Below are 15,132 nucleotides of genomic sequence, written 5' to 3' on the forward strand. Positions count from 1 at the left end.
CCCGCGCCCCTGACGCCCGCGCTCCAGAAGCTGCTCTACGACGGCTACCAGCATCAGTTGCGCGGCCAGTACGAGGACGCGGCGCGGCACTACCGCAAGATCCTGCGGGCGGCGCCGGACCAGATGGACGTGGTGCACCTGCTCGGCATCGTCCGCGCCCGCCAGAGCCGGGAGGCCGAGGCCATCGAGCTGTACAAGAAGGTGCTGGCGCGCCGGCCGGACGACGCCAAGGCCTGGCACAACCTCTCCCTCGCCTACGGGGCGCTGGAGCAGACGGCGGACTCGCTGGCCGCCATGGACCGGGCGTTCGACCTCGACCCCAGCCTGCCGCTCGCCGCCAACCTGCTGCTGCCGGCCCGGCGCGCGATCTGGGACTGGCGCGGCCACGACCGTCTGTTCGACAGCATGAAGCGCGGCGGTGTGCTGCCGGACGTGCCGGCCCTGCCCTTCGCTACCCTCTATGTGGACGACCCCGCCCTCCACCTCGCCACCGCCCGGCGCAAGGTGGTGGAAGAGAAGATGCCGGCCCGCCCGCGCGTCTTCGACCATTCCGCCCGGCGCACCGCCTCGGGGCCGATCCGCATCGCCTATCTGTCAGCGGACTTCCGCACCCACGCCACCACCTTCCTCATCTCGAAGCTCCTGGCCCGGCATGATCGCAGCCGGTTCGAGGTGACCGCCATATCGGTCAGCTTCAACGACGGCTCCCCCCAGCGCCAGAGCATCATCGACGCGGTGGACCATTTCCTCGACCGGGAGAAGGCCTCCCCCTCCGCCATCGCCGAGGAGGTCGCCGCCCTCGGCATCGACGTGTTCGTGGATCTCATGGGCCATACCAGCGGCGAACGTCTTGCCGCCTTCGCCGACCATCCGGCACCGGTGCAGGTGAACTTCCTCGGCTATCCGGGCACCAGCGGCGCGCCCTTCATGGACTATGTGATCGCGGACCCGGTGGTGGTGCCGTTCTCGGATGCCGCATACTTCACCGAGAAGATCGTCCATCTGCCGGACTGCTACCAGCCCAACGACTCGGACCTGCCGGTGGGCGAGCGCCCGACCCGGACGGACTGCGGCCTGCCGGACGACGCCTTCGTGTTCTGCGCCTTCAATTCCGCCTGGAAGCTCGATCCGGAGGTCTTCTCCGCCTACATCCGCATCCTCGGGGCGGTGCCCGGCTCGGTCCTGTGGGTGCTGGAAAGCCGGGAGAACAGCGCCGACAACCTGCGCCGGGAGGCCGAGGCACGGGGCCTCGATCCCGCCCGCCTCGTGTTCGCGCCCATGGTGCCGCTGAAAGACCATTTCGCGCGGCTGCCGCTGGCTGACCTCTTCCTCGACACCTTCCCCTACACCGCACACACCACGGCCAGCGACATGCTCCGCATGGGCCTGCCCATGGTGACCCGCACCGGCCGTTCGTTCGCGTCGCGGGTCGCGGCCAGCATCATGACGCAGATGAACCTGGCGGACCTCATCACCACCGATGTGGACGGCTTCGTGACCAAGGCCGTGGCCCTCGCCAACGATCCCGCCGCGCTGGCGGATGCCCGCGCGCGCCTGGTGGCCGCCCGCTCCACCTCGCCCCTGTTCGACATCGACCGCTATGCCCGCCACATGGAACGGGCGTTCGAGACCATGGTGGCCCGCTTCCGCGCCGGACTGCCGCCCGAAGCCTTCGCCGTGGAGCCGCTGCCCCGCGGCTGATCGCGTGGCGTGCTCAGGCCTTCGCGCCAGCCGGATCGGCGGGCGAAGGACCTGCCACCTCCGGCCCGGCGCCGGAATCCTGGCTCGCGCGCGCCTTGTCCGCCAGCAGGGCGTATTCGAGACGCAGGCGCTCCAGCGTCGCCTCGTCCAGATCCTCCAGATCGAGCAGTATTTCGCGCGGCCCGTCGAGACGCGCGATCAGTTCGTCGAGCTTGATCTGGAGCGCCGCCGTATCCCGGTTCTGGCTGTTCTGGATCAGGAACACCATGAGGAAGGTGACGATGGAGGTGGAGGTATTGATGACCAGCTGCCAGGTGTCGTTGAAGCCGAACAGCGGCCCCGTCATCCCCCACGCCACGATGATCGCCATCGCACCGATGAAGGTGGCGGGCTTGCCGGTGTAGCGGGCCGCCATCTGGGAGAAGCGGGTGAACAGCGGGCGCGGGGCGCGGCCTGCCTCCACCCGGCGCCGCAGCTCCTTCATCGATGCCTGTGCACCCATAACATCTCCTCCACACCTTGGAGGGAACGAACGGCCACGGCCGCGGTTCCCGTTCTTGGTGACGCTTGAGCTGGCGACGCGTGAGCTTGAGCTTGAGCTTGCGCGTCCCGCGACGGAGACCCCCATGACGGTGCAGATGATCCTTCTTCCCCTTTTCGTGCACGTGGCGCTGGTGCTCGCGGTGCTGCTGCGCGCGATCAAATCCACCGAGGTGACGGCCGACGGCCTGCGCGCCGGGCTTGCGGCGGTGCTGTTCTACACCCTGACCACGCTGGCCCTGTACACCCGCAAGGCGGACGTGGCGTTCGTGGTGCTGGCCTGGGTCTTCGTGCTGCTGCGCATCATCTCCGCCTTCCCGCACCTGCTGTCCGCCGCGGCGCGCGGGCGCATGAATTTCGGGGTCAGCTTCGACCTGGCGAGCCTCGCGGTGCTGGCGCTCATGTGGGGCCTGTTCGCCTTCGCCATCCTGCTGAGCATCTGATTGCACGGCGGTTGACAGGCGAAGCCGGCCGGTCGAGGAGTTGGACTTTATGCTCCAGCCTTGCGCCTCAGGTGACCTTTGATGACCGACCCCGCCCGCCACCTGTCTTCCATCGGCGGCCGTTCCATCCTGTTCGTGATGGCCACCAGCCAGGAATACGGCCCCCATCTGAAGTCCCGCATCACCCCCCTCATCACCGGGGTGGGGCCGGTGGAGGCGGCGGTGGAGACGGCGCGGGCGCTCGCCCTCCTCGCCCATCGGGACCTGCTGCCGGACCTCGTCTTCACCCTGGGCTCGGCGGGCTCGCGCCGGCTCGACCATGCGGAGGTCTACCAGGTGGCGCGGGTCGCCTATCGCGACATGGACGCCTCGGCCCTGGGCTTCGAGAAGGGGCGCACCCCCTTCCTGGACGAGCCGGCGGTGATCGAGCTGGCCCACCGCATCGCCGGCGTGCCGGAAGCCTCCCTCTCCACCGGCGGCGCCATCATCTCGGGCGCGGCCTATGATGCCATCGCCGAGGACATGGTGGACATGGAGAGCTTCGCCGTATTGCGCGCCGCCCGGCGCCATGGCCTGCCCATGATCGGCCTGCGCGGCATCAGCGACGGCAAGGCCGAGCTGACCGGCTATGGCGACTGGACCGAATATCTCCATGTGATCGACGAGAAGCTGGGCTTGGCCCTCGACCTCTTTGCCCGGCAGCTGGAGGCGGAAGGCCTTCAGCCCGCCCCCGCGCGCGCCTGACGGATAGAAAATGACCCCCGCCGCCCGTATCTCCGCCGCCATCGAGGTCCTCGCCGACCTCATCACCCGCCGCCGGCCCGCCGCCGATGCCCTGAAGGACTGGGGGCTCTCCCACCGCTTCGCCGGCTCCGGCGACCGTGCCGCCATCGCCGGCATCGTCTACGACACCCTGCGCCGGCGCGCCTCGGCCGCCCATGTGTTGGGCTCCGAGGAGCCGCGGGCGCTGGTGCTGGGCATGCTGGTGCTCATGCGGGCGCTGGACGGCGAGGCCATCGCGGCGCTGGCGGACGGCTCCCGCTTCGCCCCGGCGCCCTTGAGCGAGGACGAGCGCACCCGTCTCGCCGACCCGAGCATCAAGGGCGCGCCGCCCTTCGTGCGCGGCGACTATCCCCAATGGCTCCACGCCTCCTTGCGCCACGTCTTCGGCGAGGACGTGGTGGCGGAAGGCGCGGCGCTCGCCACCCGCGCGCCGCTGGACCTGCGCGTCAACACCCTGAAGGGCGAGCCGGAGGCGGTGCGCGCCGAACTCTCCCATCTCAACCCGGCGCCCGGCCGCTTCTCGCCGCTCGCCCTGCGCATCCTGCTGGATTCCGAGGGCAAGGCCCCGCCGGTCTCCGCCGAGCCCGCCTTCCTGCGGGGCGAGGTGGAGGTGCAGGACGAGGGCTCGCAGCTCGCCGCCATCCTCGCCCGCCCGGTGCCCGGATCCCAGGTGCTGGACCTGTGCGCCGGCGCCGGCGGCAAGACGCTGGAATTTGCCGCCCTCATGGACAACAAGGGCCAGCTCTACGCCCACGACAGCGACATCCGCCGCCTGAAGCCCATGCATGAGCGCCTCGCCCGCGCCGGCGTGCGCAACGTGCAGGTGCGCAGCCCGCGCGGCGCCGAGGACGTGCTCCACGATCTGGAAGGCCACATGGACCTCGTGCTGGTGGATGCGCCCTGCACCGGCACCGGCACCTGGCGCCGCAACCCCGACGCCAAATGGCGGGTGCGCCCCGGCGCGCTGGCCCAGCGCACCTCCGAGCAGGCCAAGATCCTGGAAGAGGCCGCCCATTATGTGCGCCCGGGCGGGCGGCTCGCCTATGTCACCTGCTCGCTGCTGGACGAGGAAAACGGCGCGCAGGTGCGTGCCCTGCTCTCCAAGCGGGAGGATTTCCACGTGGTGCCGCCCAACGAGACGGTGCTCTCGCTGGGCGCGCAGGGGGCCGCCCTTGCGGACGCCGCCCTCACCAGCCGCGAGGGCATCCTGATGACCCCCCGCCGGACAGGAACGGACGGCTTCTTCGTCAGCGTGATGAAGCGGGCGGGGTGACTCCAGCTTCACCGAAATGAACCTTCAGCGCGAGCGCAGCGTTGTTGCTGCAATCCTGCTGAAGCGCGCGCGTCGCCAGCCTCCAGACTCCGAAGAAGGAACAAGACATGGGCATTATCCGCCTGCTGCTGATCGCCGTGCTCCTCGTGGGCGGCTACTGGGCCTTCTACGTCTACGCCTCCGGCGAGCCCTATGACGAGATCGGCACCGCCATCAATTCCAAGCTCCCCGCCGATGCCCGCGCCTTCGCCTGCGCCGAGCTGAAGCGCCGCCACGGGGCCGCCGCCGCCACGCCGCCGGCCGGCTGCGAGGCCTATTGGTCCAGCCTCTGATCCGGGCCTCGTCCGGTGCAAGGCCGACCTGCGCCGGCCTTGACTTTTTAAATGGCCGCTTTGCCGCTAAAGGAGGGCACAACATTTCCTCCTTCGCGCGCAAGGTGCCCCTTCATGTCCTCTTCCGCCCCGGATACTGCCGCCCAGGAAACCGTCCTCATCATCGATTTCGGCAGCCAGGTGACCCAGCTCATCGCCCGGCGGGTGCGTGAGGAAGGCGTCTATTCCGAGGTCGTGCCGTTCCAGAAGGCCGCGGAGGCGTTCCGCACGCTGAAGCCGAAGGCGGTCATCCTGTCCGGAGGCCCGGCCTCCGTCCCGGACGGCGACAGCCCCCGCGCGCCACAGGAGGTGTTCGAGGCCGGCATCCCCGTGCTCGGCATCTGCTATGGTCAGATGACCATGGCCGAGCAGTTGGGCGGACAGGTTGAAAGCGGCCACCATCGCGAATTCGGTCGCGCCACCCTGCAGGTCGAGGCCACATCCGACCTGTTCGACGGCCTGTGGCACCCCGGCGAGGGCCACACCGTGTGGATGAGCCACGGCGACCGCATCACCGCCCTGCCCCCCGGCTTCAAGGTGATGGGCACGTCGGCCAACGCCCCCTTCGCCGCCATCGAGGACGAAGCGAGGCGCTTCTACGGCCTCATGTTCCACCCCGAGGTGGTGCATACGCCGGATGGCGCGCGCCTTCTTTCCAATTTCGTGCGCAAGGTGGCCCGGCTGGAGGGCACCTGGACCATGGGCGCCTTCCGCGAGCGCGCCATCGCCCGCATCCGGGAACAGGTGGGCACCGGGCGCGTCATCTGCGGCCTGTCCGGCGGCGTGGATTCGTCCGTTGCGGCGGTTCTCATCCACGAGGCCATCGGCGACCAGCTCACCTGCGTGTTCGTGGACCACGGCCTGATGCGCCAGGCCGAGGCGGACGAGGTGGTCTCCCTGTTCCGCGGCCACTACAACATCCCGCTGGTGCACGTGGACGCCTCCGAGCTGTTCCTGAAGGAATTGGAAGGCGTCGAGGACCCGGAAGCGAAGCGCAAGACCATCGGGCGGCTGTTCATCGACGTGTTCGACGCCGAGGCCAAGAAGGTGGGCGGCGCCGATTTCCTCGCCCAGGGCACGCTCTATCCAGACGTAATCGAGAGCGTCTCCTTTGCCGGCGGCCCCTCGGTGACCATCAAGAGCCACCACAATGTGGGCGGTCTGCCCGAGCGCATGAACATGAAGCTGGTGGAGCCCCTGCGCGACCTGTTCAAGGACGAGGTGCGCGCGCTCGGCCGGGAACTCGGCCTGCCCGAGAGCTTCGTGGGCCGCCACCCCTTCCCCGGCCCCGGCCTTGCCATCCGCTGCCCCGGCGCCATCAGCCGCGAGAAGCTGGACATCCTGCGCAAGGCCGACGCCATCTATCTGGAAGAGATCCGCTATGCCGGGCTCTACGACGTGATCTGGCAGGCCTTCGCCGTGCTGCTGCCGGTGCGCACCGTGGGCGTCATGGGCGACGGGCGCACCTACGACCACGTCCTCGCCCTGCGCGCGGTGACCTCCGTGGACGGCATGACGGCCGACTTCTACCCCTTCGACATGGCCTTCCTCGGCCGCACCGCGACACGCATCATCAACGAGGTGAAGGGCGTCAACCGCGTCGTCTACGACGTCACCAGCAAGCCGCCGGGCACCATCGAGTGGGAATGATTTTGGCCCATCCGGACGTATCCAGAACTACGCTAGGGCACGACACAAGCCATTGAAAACAAAAATTAATTCCTTCTAAGACAGTCAGCAGCTATCGGTACGCAGAGTTTGGCTCTGGCGGCCTGCCTGACGGACCTCCGGTATATTGCTTGGGCGAGTTTTTCAAAGTACCGTCACGGTCAACGAGGCTCGTGACGGTACTTATTTTTCTTTAAGTCATTGAAGATAAAAGAAATTATCTGCCACGAATCCTCGAAATTGTGCTGACGGTACTTTTCAGGAGGCAGTAAGGATGCTGACGGACGTCGCCCTCAAGGCATTGAAGCCAAAAGAGAAAATCTACAAGATTGCGGACCGTGACGGTATGTATGTGCGCGTCATGCCCAGTGGCGCGATCTCGTTTCGCCTGGACTACAGGCTCAACGGCCGTCGGGAGACCGTCTATCTGGGCAGGTACGGACGCGACGGAATCTCGCTCGCCCGGGCCCGAGAGAAGTGCATCGACGCGAGGCGCGCCATTGGCGAAGGACGGTCGCCGGCGATAGAGAAGCAGCGCGATAAGCGACGCCTGAAAGAAGCGAAGAGTTTTGGCGAGTTCGGGGAGAAGTGGCTCACCGCCGCGCCGATGGCCGACAGCACGCGCGCCATGCGGCGTTCCATCTTCGAGCGAGAGCTTCTGCCGGTCTGGCGCAATCGCCTCCTCACGGAAATCACGCCCGACGACCTCAGAACCCACTGCGGCAAAATCGTTGAACGCGGTGCCCCAGCGACGGCTATCCATGTGCGAGATATCCTGAAGCAGATCTACGGATTTGCGATCCTGCACGGTGAAAAGGTCGCCAATCCAGCCGACGATGTCGGCCCATCTTCGATCGCTACATTCGCTCCAAGAGACCGGTCACTATCGCCGTCCGAAATCCGGGTGATGCTGAATCAGATCGAGCATGTCGCGACCTTACCCACGATCCGCCTCGGGATGCGGCTTTACCTCCTGACGATGGTGCGCAAGAGCGAGCTACAGAACGCGATCTGGGATGAGGTTGATTTCGAGAACGCCGTGTGGACCATTCCAAAGGAAAGAATGAAGCGCTCGAAGGCGCACAACGTCTACCTGTCGCGCCAGGTGCTCGACATCATGATCGCCTTGAAGACCTGTGCGGGAAATTCAAGATACCTTCTGCCGTCGCGGTACGACGCAGACGCTCCGATGTCGCGCGCCACCTTCAACCGCGTGACCTACTCCGTTGTCGAAAGGGCAATGAAGGAGGGCATGCCCCTGGAGCCGTTCACGGTCCACGATCTTCGCCGGACCGGATCCACACTGCTCAACGAACTTGGCTTCAATAGTGATTGGATCGAAAAGTGTCTGGCGCACGAGGACGGCCGCTCCTCACGCGGAGTCTACAACAAGGCCGAGTATAAGACGCAACGGCGCCACATGATGCAGGAATGGTCAGATATTGTTGATGCGTGGGTTGCAGGGCGGAAACGTGCACCTGTCCTTATCCCGTCGTCGATGCCGATCTTTGAGCCCGACCCGAGTCTTTGACTGGTCGCGTGCGGCGTTGGTTCACGTCAGGGTGTGGTGCGCGCACTATGGGTGCGGCTCTACGAGAGACCAACCAGGCTTCGACCTCACCCAGGTCCCAGACGACGCATCGCGGCGACAGCGCGAAGCGCCGGGGGAATTCTCCTCGCTGCTCCATTTCGTAAATTGTACTGTCTGCAAGCGGCACCATTTCGCGCAACTGGTGACGGCGGATGGTTCGCTTGATCGGAATGTCGTTTCGATGTGCCATCAGCATTCTCCCAAAAACTCGGATCTGGAGAGAATGAAGACAATAGTTCCTGAAAGGTGAAGACGTAAAATTCGATCGTCGGACAATGGAGCATCGTAGCGTAGAAATAGAAAGTTTGCGTCCACTACATGCGTGGGCACCTCGTTGGGAAAAGGAGGCCAAGATCACATTTGGCTAGGCGCGCCATAGGAGCAGGCTGCGGTTCACCCCCTTCAAAATCCAGTTCCGAAAGGAGTGCCGGTTCGACCCCGACCACCCGCACCAAATCTTCTCAAGTGCCGGACTCTTTCGACTGGTCTTCGCCGCGCCAGTTTGTATCTGAGTGTGAGGAGACCTGATTACTCCGACACCTTCTGAGGCTGCTTCATGGCCTGAAATCGAGCACGTGTACGCGCGTCGGCGCCAGGACCCGGCCTGAAACGCAGATCCCGCGGGCCGACCTCCGCCCCATCGCCGTCAACCAGCTTGACCCTCGGCAAGGGGCGCCCGCGTTGATCCGTCACCACCACGGGCGGGCGGTTCTCGGAGGCGAATTGGTCGCCCCATTGCTGAAGGGCGACCAACGCCGGAGCAAGCGCGCGGCCCTTCTCGGTCAGGCAATAGAGCGGGCGCGCCGGCGTGCCGCCTCGCAGCAGGACACCAGCCGCACAGAGGCGATCGAGCCGATCCGACAGGGTATTTCGCGCCATGCCGAGGCTGCGCTGAAACTCGGAGAACCTCTGCGCCCCCAGGAAAGCATCGCGAATGATGAGGAGTGTCCACCAGTCACCCACGTCGTTGAGCGCGCGGGCAAGCGAGCAGTTGAACGTCGCGAGATCGGTCTTTCCGGGCATGGTTGCAAGTCGGCCTTGTCGAAGTTATGGTCTCACTCTGCAACCATTATGGATACCGGACAAGCATCATGACCGAAGGCAGGCAGGTCGAGACGAAGGACGCCGCAAGCGCCGCGATCCGGATTGGCGGCGTCGGGGTGGTGCTCGGCGCGGTCATGATTGCCATCGTCAGCGGACTCTATGCGGCCTCGCCCACGGCGGCGACGATGCCCGTGGTGACAGTGCGGCTGCCGGAGGCGCTCGAAGCCCTGAGAGCGAGCGACGGCATGCAGCTGTGGTGGATTGGCGTGGTGGGGTTGACGGGGGACGTCATCTTCGCCGCGGCCGCGATGATGGTCGCCTTTGGTCTCGTATTGCGCGGGCAGTCGATCAAGGCGGCGGGATGGCTCGGGATCGCTCTCAGCAACATCATCTTCGTCAGTGTCGACGCGCTCGTTGGGCGAACCTTCGTGACGGCTGCGTCGAGCGGCACTTCGGAGGCCGGGTTCGTCGCGGCCAAGAGTTTCTCCGATGCTCTGTTCATTTCTGGAACCTTCGCCTTCGGAGCAGGGGCATTGCTCGTGTTCGGGCCGGCGCTGGTCCGGAGTGGGACGTCTTCATCGCGCGCGATCTCGTTCCTCGGAACGGCCGTCGGATTGCTCGGTGCAGGCGCCGCGCTGATCTGCCTGTTTGGCGCCGACGCCGGCCAACTGCTCGGCCTTGCGATCGCCGCAGGCTCGGCAATTTTCTTGATCGTTGGTCTGCGCGCGGCGACGCGCGCCGTTGTCTAGGGTGAGGCACGTAGGCCTGGGACGAACCTCAGAATAACTCGTCGAGAGGGCCGTAGATGGCGGGTCGCTCGACGTCCACCGGGGGGCTGTCGCGAATTCTGTGAGCGAGGCCATGATGATGGAAGGGAGAGACTCGTCACATAGCTTCGAATTGTTGACGATAAGCCGAAGCCTGCGCGTCGAACGGCACACCGATGGGCCGGCGTCCATCGGGTGCACGAGGGGGCTGGCCAGAATGAAGACTAAACTTTGGCCCGGATCGCCTGACTGTAATTGCCGGCGGGCGGAGGCGCGCTAGGGGGGCGATAGATTCGGAGACTGCGACCCGCTCCGGCAAACCGTCTCGCACCAGTACTTCAGCACAGCCGGAAGCGAGGGCTGGGATTGTAAAGGCGAAGATGTATCCGATATGCGGACGTTAATCGTCCCTGAAAAGACTTTCCGATAGAAAATAGACGAATACCCTAAGCTTGGGTGATAGGTGTCGGCTCGATGGTCACATGGAGAAGAATTGGCCGAGATCGGCAAGATGCCCGTTGAGCATCGTGCGCAGGCTTCCGCTCTCGACGGCGTTGCGTGTGAGAAAGTCGGGCATATAGCCGATGCTGCCCCCCCGATCGCTGCGCCGCTAAGGGCTTCCATATTTTCCCATCAGGGTTTCTGTACGGTTAGAGACTCTGAAAGAAAGTCGACAAAGGCCTGAATTTTAGGACTTGCCGACCGACGAAGAGGAAAAATCGCATAGACGGGGATTGGAGGGGGGCGAAGGTTTGGAAGAACAGGAACTAGCGCCCTTGTTTGCACGGATTCCTGCGCCAGGAAGGACGGCAACCAACCCACGCCAACGCCCTGGCGAAGCGCAAATGCGACGGCAAGCATATCATTCAGCAATAGTCTTGGCCTGATCGGGATCTGCCGGACGCCCGAGCCGAACTGAACATCCCAAGGTGCGGCGCCGCGCGTCCAGTGCTTGTCCACGATATCGTGATCGCCTAGGTCCGCAACAATCTGGGGAGTGCCACGGCGGGCTATGTATTCGGGACTTGCGTAAAGACCGAGCCTCATTTCAGCGATCTTGCGCGCGGCATGGCTCGAATCATCGAGCGCGCCCGCCGCGAATAATATGTCCCAATCGCGAGTCGACGGGCTTCCATGGTTTTCGAGCTCAAGAATGACATCGACACCGGGAAATCGTTCCATGAACGACGCCATGAGCGGCATGAGCACGCTATACCCTAACACGTAGGTCGCCTGGACGGTGAGCACGCCATGCGGGACGGCTGTGCTTGTCGCAACAGCATCGGTCGCATCCTCGATCCGGGCCAATATCTGCGTTGCATGGTCGGCAAAGAGAGCCCCAGCTTCGGTCAGCACAATCCGACGGCCAACGCGCGACAAGAGGAGCGCGCCGAGGGCCTTCTCCAATCGAACGACATCACGGCTCACGGTCGACTTCGGCATGCCAAGGACTCGCGCTGCCTCGGTGACGCTCAGGGTACGGGCAACCTCGGCGAAGACACGAAGTTGGTTGAGATCGGCAATGGAGGAATGTTCACGCATGGGAACAACATGTTCGATCTGATGGCAATTGTCTAGTGGTGGCAACAACGGCATAATGCGAGGAGATAAAGAGATCGGAGCGGTTTGAATGACCCAGATACTCATAAGCGGCGGCGCTGTTCTCACAATGGATCCGAGCGTTCCGGATCTACAACAAGGCGACGTTCTCATCGACGCCGATCGCATTGTCGCCGTTGGTCGCAACCTCAGCGCCGAAGGCGCAACGCGGATCGACGCGTCGGGATTGGTGGTCATGCCCGGGCTGGTGAATGCGCATCTTCATTGCTGGCAAACGCCTCTGCGCGGCGTCGCCGCCGATTGGACGCTCAAGGACTATCTGCAGAAAGTGCTCGGCGAGTTCGGTCCACGCTTCTCGCCGGAAGACATCTATTGGGCGACCTTGGCCGCGGCTCTCGATCAGATCGACGCCGGCGTCACGACTCTTGTTGACTGGTGCCACAACGCGCCGACGCCCGCGCATGCCCAAGCGGCGCTGGAAGCGTTGCGCGATGCGGGCATCCGGGCGCTGTTCCTGAGGGGCGCCTTCACCTTCCAGCCGGGCGGCTTTACCACTCTAAACGATGGCTCTTCAACAGAAGGTGGTCAATGGAAGGAGATCGGCGTCCCTTCTGGAGCTGACGGCTTGCTTACAATTGGAATGTCGATCCTGGGGCCTGCTTATGCGCCGCTCGAATTGGTACGCTTTGAACTGAATCGAGCGAATGTGCTTGACCAGATCGTGAGTATGCATTTCTCAAGTTCGTCGGACACAGATGTTTTTCGGACACTTGCGGCCGAAGGGCTTGTTACGCCGAAGGTCAACATTGTCCACGGCAATGGATTGGCCGCTGAGGAAGTCCGGGCACTCATTGATTGCGGCGCGACTTTCACTGTTACACCGGAGATCGAGATGCAGATGGGCTTCAGCCCGTGCACTACCGGGCTGATCCGCGCCCACGGCGCTAAACCCTCTCTCGGCGTCGATACCGAATCGTCTTCCTCTTCCGATCTGTTTCAGGTCATGCGCTTCACCTTGCAATTGCAGAGGTATATGGATCACCAACTTGCAAGGGCGAATACTACAGAACCGCTTGAGACCGTATCGATCGGAGCGCGCGAGGCGCTTCAATGGGCGACGATCGAGGGGGCACGCGCAGCCGGCCTCGAAGCGAGCGTAGGCACTCTGACGCCGGGAAAGCGGGCCGATATCATCTTGGTCCGTGTGCCTGAGGTACAGTCGGGCCTCGATCCTATCCAACTCATCGTATCGAGAGCAGCAGCTGCGGATGTTGACACAGTCTTCGTTGGCGGACGGCTGAAGAAGCGATCCGGCCAACGGCTTGGCGCCGCGCGGGATGAGGTCGGAAAGAACCTCGCGCAGATATCGCGTCGAATACTGTCCCCATTGTCGTCGTCCTTGTAGCCAGAGGCATCGCCGCGTCCTGCTGGCACGGCGTTGCCTTCACGGAACTCGCGACCATCGCCGGCATGAACCATGTCGGCGCCGTGCTCGGCCTCGGCAACACCTTCGCCTTCGGCGCTTACTTCCTGACGCCGCTCGCCATTCCGTTCGTCCTGACGCTATCGATCTGGACGGGCGTCTGGCTCACCGCCGCCGTGTCAGATTGATATATGTCAGCTTCAACGACAGGAGAGCCCATGACGCTCCGCCATATAGGATTGATGACCCTGCTCATGGCTTGCGGCTTCCTCATCGTAGGCCAGCTCTATGTAACGATCCCGTTCGTTGGTGATATCACAAGCCGCTTCGGTGTCTCGTCCGGCAGCGCCGCGTTGGCCGGATCGGCCTTCGGCTTCGCCTATGCTGCGGGGTTCCTTGTTTTTGGTCCTCTGTCCGACCGCTATGGCCGACGGCGCGTGCTCGGCTTCGGTTTGATCGCGACCGCTTTGGCGACGGCTCTGGTCGGCGTCGTTCCGGGCTTCGCCTGGATGCTGTTCGCTCGGGCCGTTCAGGGCTTCGCCGCCTCGACCTTTCCGCCGACGGCGCTGTCGCTCGTCGCCGAGACATTGCCGCCCGAGCAGCGTCCCCTCGGCGTATCGCTGATGAGCTTCGCCTTTCTCGGCGCGGCACCTCTCGCGCCGTTCCTCGCCGCCCAATCGGGTGCGGGGCTGGCGACAATCATGCTCGATCTGGCGCCGCTCTATCTGTTGGGCGCCGTCGGTCTGGTGCTTGCCGCTCGCAGCGGCGTCACGAACCAGTCGGCTCCTAGCGGTACGCCCGGCGGAGGAGTCGCTTCGCTGCTTCGTGATCCCGGCATTCTGGCGGCCTGGGGCGCCGCCACCACGGTCCTCTTCGGCTTCGTTTGCTTCCATGCTGGTGCGCAGGCTCTTGGGCCTGCGTCCATCGGTGCCGATCTCCAGACGCTTCGTCTCGTCGGGCTTCCACCCCTAGCCCTGACCTTCGCGGCCGCGCCGCTCACGCGCCGCCACGGCGCGCCGTTCACCGCCCTGGTCGGCCTTCTTCTCGCGGCACTTGCACTCGGGTTCGCTGCGGCGGGGACGCCGATGGTTCTCATAGTGGCGAGCGTGCTCGTCAGCGCCGGCGTCGCGCTAGCCGTTCCCGGCCTGATCGCAATGGTCGCCGGACGGGCCTCCAACACCAATCGCGGCCTAGCGCTTGCCGTCTACAGCTTCACCCTGTTCCTCGGCGCCAGCATCGCGCCGCCGGTGGCGCAGGTTCTGGCGCCGGTTGGAACGGAGCCCTTGTGGCTGTTGCCGACCTTTCTTCTGGTGATCGCCGCCATCGGTCTTTCAATCGCCTGCAAACTGCGACCTGCAACCGCACCATGAGGAGACCGATCATGCTTCGAATAGGAACAGCGTTCGCCACCGTCGTCCTCGGCTTGATCGCCGGGACGGCCGCCGCGGTGCTCGCTGATGCAACGAAAGGAAAGACCATGACCATCGCCGGAACAACGTCCGGACCATCCACGACGCTCGTCGCCCTGCCGATCCCTGAGAACTACAGGATGGTCGACGAGCGCTCGGTCGCCGTCGATGGCGAGGGGATCGAACTCGTCCGCTATGAGCGCATCGATGGCCGCAACGCCGGCATCGGCGGTGAGCATTTCAGTACGGTCGTCGACGGCACGGGACGCCTAAAGGGCTTCACTCGCATGGATCTCGCTGTCGCCGGGGGGCAATTGCCCTCGCGTGACGAGGCCCGCGAGATCGCCATGAGCTTCCTCCGACAGGCTGCGCCCGATCTGCTTCCGGTCCTGAAGATCAGCCGGATCGAGCCGCACGACGAGCCGCTGCAGGCTACCCACAAGGGCCAATCGGAAACAGTCACGCTCACCGGCATGAAGGTGAAGATGCTCAACACGGCGGATGGCCGCTGGTTCTAGATCATCGTCGGCTCCGACCGCGAGATCATGGTGTTTGAGCG

Annotated in this window: 16 protein-coding genes; 12 read left to right on the forward strand and 4 right to left on the reverse strand. The window is 64.6% G+C overall.

Annotation, left to right across the window (positions count from 1 at the left end; translation table 11 throughout):
- Positions 1-1,701: tetratricopeptide repeat protein (locus K9U41_RS00705; RefSeq protein WP_432715706.1), on the forward strand; the 1,701-nt coding region annotated here is incomplete at its 5' end.
- Positions 1,702-1,714: 13 nt separating this feature from the next.
- Here K9U41_RS00705 and K9U41_RS00710 read toward each other — a convergent pair.
- Positions 1,715-2,203 carry a low affinity iron permease family protein gene (locus tag K9U41_RS00710; RefSeq protein ID WP_282638925.1) on the reverse strand — a complete coding sequence of 163 codons (489 nt, stop codon included), beginning with the start codon at positions 2,201-2,203 and terminating at the stop codon, positions 1,715-1,717.
- A gap of 124 nt (positions 2,204-2,327) precedes the next feature.
- Here K9U41_RS00710 and K9U41_RS00715 point away from each other — a divergent pair, with 124 nt between their 5' ends.
- The 6 genes from K9U41_RS00715 (at position 2,328) to K9U41_RS00740 (ending at position 8,310) form a co-directional block, all read left to right on the forward strand.
- Entirely contained in the window at positions 2,328-2,684 is a 357-nt protein-coding gene (locus K9U41_RS00715) for a hypothetical protein (protein ID WP_282638926.1), read from the forward strand.
- An 81-nt stretch (positions 2,685-2,765) separates the two neighbouring features.
- Entirely contained in the window at positions 2,766-3,428 is a 663-nt protein-coding gene (locus tag K9U41_RS00720; RefSeq protein ID WP_282638927.1) for a 5'-methylthioadenosine/S-adenosylhomocysteine nucleosidase, read from the forward strand.
- A gap of 10 nt (positions 3,429-3,438) precedes the next feature.
- Positions 3,439-4,740: an RsmB/NOP family class I SAM-dependent RNA methyltransferase gene (locus K9U41_RS00725; RefSeq protein WP_282638929.1), complete on the forward strand. Its 1,302-nt coding sequence runs from the start codon at positions 3,439-3,441 to the stop codon at positions 4,738-4,740.
- A gap of 107 nt (positions 4,741-4,847) precedes the next feature.
- The gene (locus K9U41_RS00730; protein ID WP_282638930.1) at positions 4,848-5,072 is read left to right on the forward strand and encodes a hypothetical protein; all 225 of its coding nucleotides are present in this window, start codon (positions 4,848-4,850) and stop codon (positions 5,070-5,072) included.
- A gap of 114 nt (positions 5,073-5,186) precedes the next feature.
- Positions 5,187-6,761, forward strand: coding sequence for a glutamine-hydrolyzing GMP synthase (gene guaA / locus K9U41_RS00735; protein ID WP_282638931.1), 1,575 nt, complete (start codon positions 5,187-5,189; stop codon positions 6,759-6,761).
- Between the two features lie 292 nt (positions 6,762-7,053).
- Positions 7,054-8,310, forward strand: coding sequence for a tyrosine-type recombinase/integrase (locus K9U41_RS00740; RefSeq protein ID WP_282638932.1), 1,257 nt, complete (start codon positions 7,054-7,056; stop codon positions 8,308-8,310).
- On the opposite strand, the gene K9U41_RS00745 is transcribed toward K9U41_RS00740, so the two are convergent.
- Together K9U41_RS00745 and K9U41_RS00750 are read right to left on the reverse strand one after the other, a co-directional pair.
- Positions 8,264-8,560, reverse strand: coding sequence for a helix-turn-helix transcriptional regulator (locus K9U41_RS00745; RefSeq protein WP_282638933.1), 297 nt, complete (start codon positions 8,558-8,560; stop codon positions 8,264-8,266). The two genes, K9U41_RS00740 and K9U41_RS00745, sit on opposite strands and share 47 nt — an antisense overlap.
- 338 nt (positions 8,561-8,898) lie before the next feature.
- Positions 8,899-9,393, reverse strand: a complete 495-nt coding sequence (locus tag K9U41_RS00750; RefSeq protein WP_282638934.1) for a winged helix-turn-helix transcriptional regulator — start codon at positions 9,391-9,393, stop codon at positions 8,899-8,901.
- Between the two features lie 68 nt (positions 9,394-9,461).
- Here K9U41_RS00750 and K9U41_RS00755 point away from each other — a divergent pair, with 68 nt between their 5' ends.
- Positions 9,462-10,163: a hypothetical protein gene (locus K9U41_RS00755; RefSeq protein ID WP_282638935.1), complete on the forward strand. Its 702-nt coding sequence runs from the start codon at positions 9,462-9,464 to the stop codon at positions 10,161-10,163.
- 651 nt (positions 10,164-10,814) lie between these two features.
- Here the strand turns inward: K9U41_RS00755 and K9U41_RS00760 are convergent.
- Complete coding sequence (locus tag K9U41_RS00760) at positions 10,815-11,828, reverse strand: LysR family transcriptional regulator (RefSeq protein ID WP_282638936.1); 1,014 nt, start codon at positions 11,826-11,828, stop codon at positions 10,815-10,817.
- Here K9U41_RS00760 and K9U41_RS00765 point away from each other — a divergent pair.
- The 4 genes from K9U41_RS00765 to K9U41_RS00780 all read left to right on the forward strand — a co-directional run bounded on the left by K9U41_RS00765 (position 11,812) and on the right by K9U41_RS00780 (position 15,091).
- The gene (locus K9U41_RS00765; protein ID WP_282638937.1) at positions 11,812-13,146 is read left to right on the forward strand and encodes an amidohydrolase family protein; all 1,335 of its coding nucleotides are present in this window, start codon (positions 11,812-11,814) and stop codon (positions 13,144-13,146) included. The genes K9U41_RS00760 and K9U41_RS00765 overlap by 17 nt on opposite strands.
- Positions 13,147-13,211: 65 nt before the next feature.
- The gene (locus K9U41_RS00770; protein ID WP_282638938.1) at positions 13,212-13,352 is read left to right on the forward strand and encodes a hypothetical protein; all 141 of its coding nucleotides are present in this window, start codon (positions 13,212-13,214) and stop codon (positions 13,350-13,352) included.
- A 30-nt stretch (positions 13,353-13,382) separates the two neighbouring features.
- Complete coding sequence (locus tag K9U41_RS00775) at positions 13,383-14,534, forward strand: MFS transporter (RefSeq protein WP_282638939.1); 1,152 nt, start codon at positions 13,383-13,385, stop codon at positions 14,532-14,534.
- 11 nt (positions 14,535-14,545) lie between these two features.
- Positions 14,546-15,091 carry a hypothetical protein gene (locus tag K9U41_RS00780; RefSeq protein WP_282638940.1) on the forward strand — a complete coding sequence of 182 codons (546 nt, stop codon included), beginning with the start codon at positions 14,546-14,548 and terminating at the stop codon, positions 15,089-15,091.
- Positions 15,092-15,132 lie beyond the last annotated feature (41 nt).

This window comes from Xanthobacter autotrophicus (assembly GCF_029991245.1).
Classification (GTDB): domain Bacteria; phylum Pseudomonadota; class Alphaproteobacteria; order Rhizobiales; family Xanthobacteraceae; genus Xanthobacter; species Xanthobacter autotrophicus_C.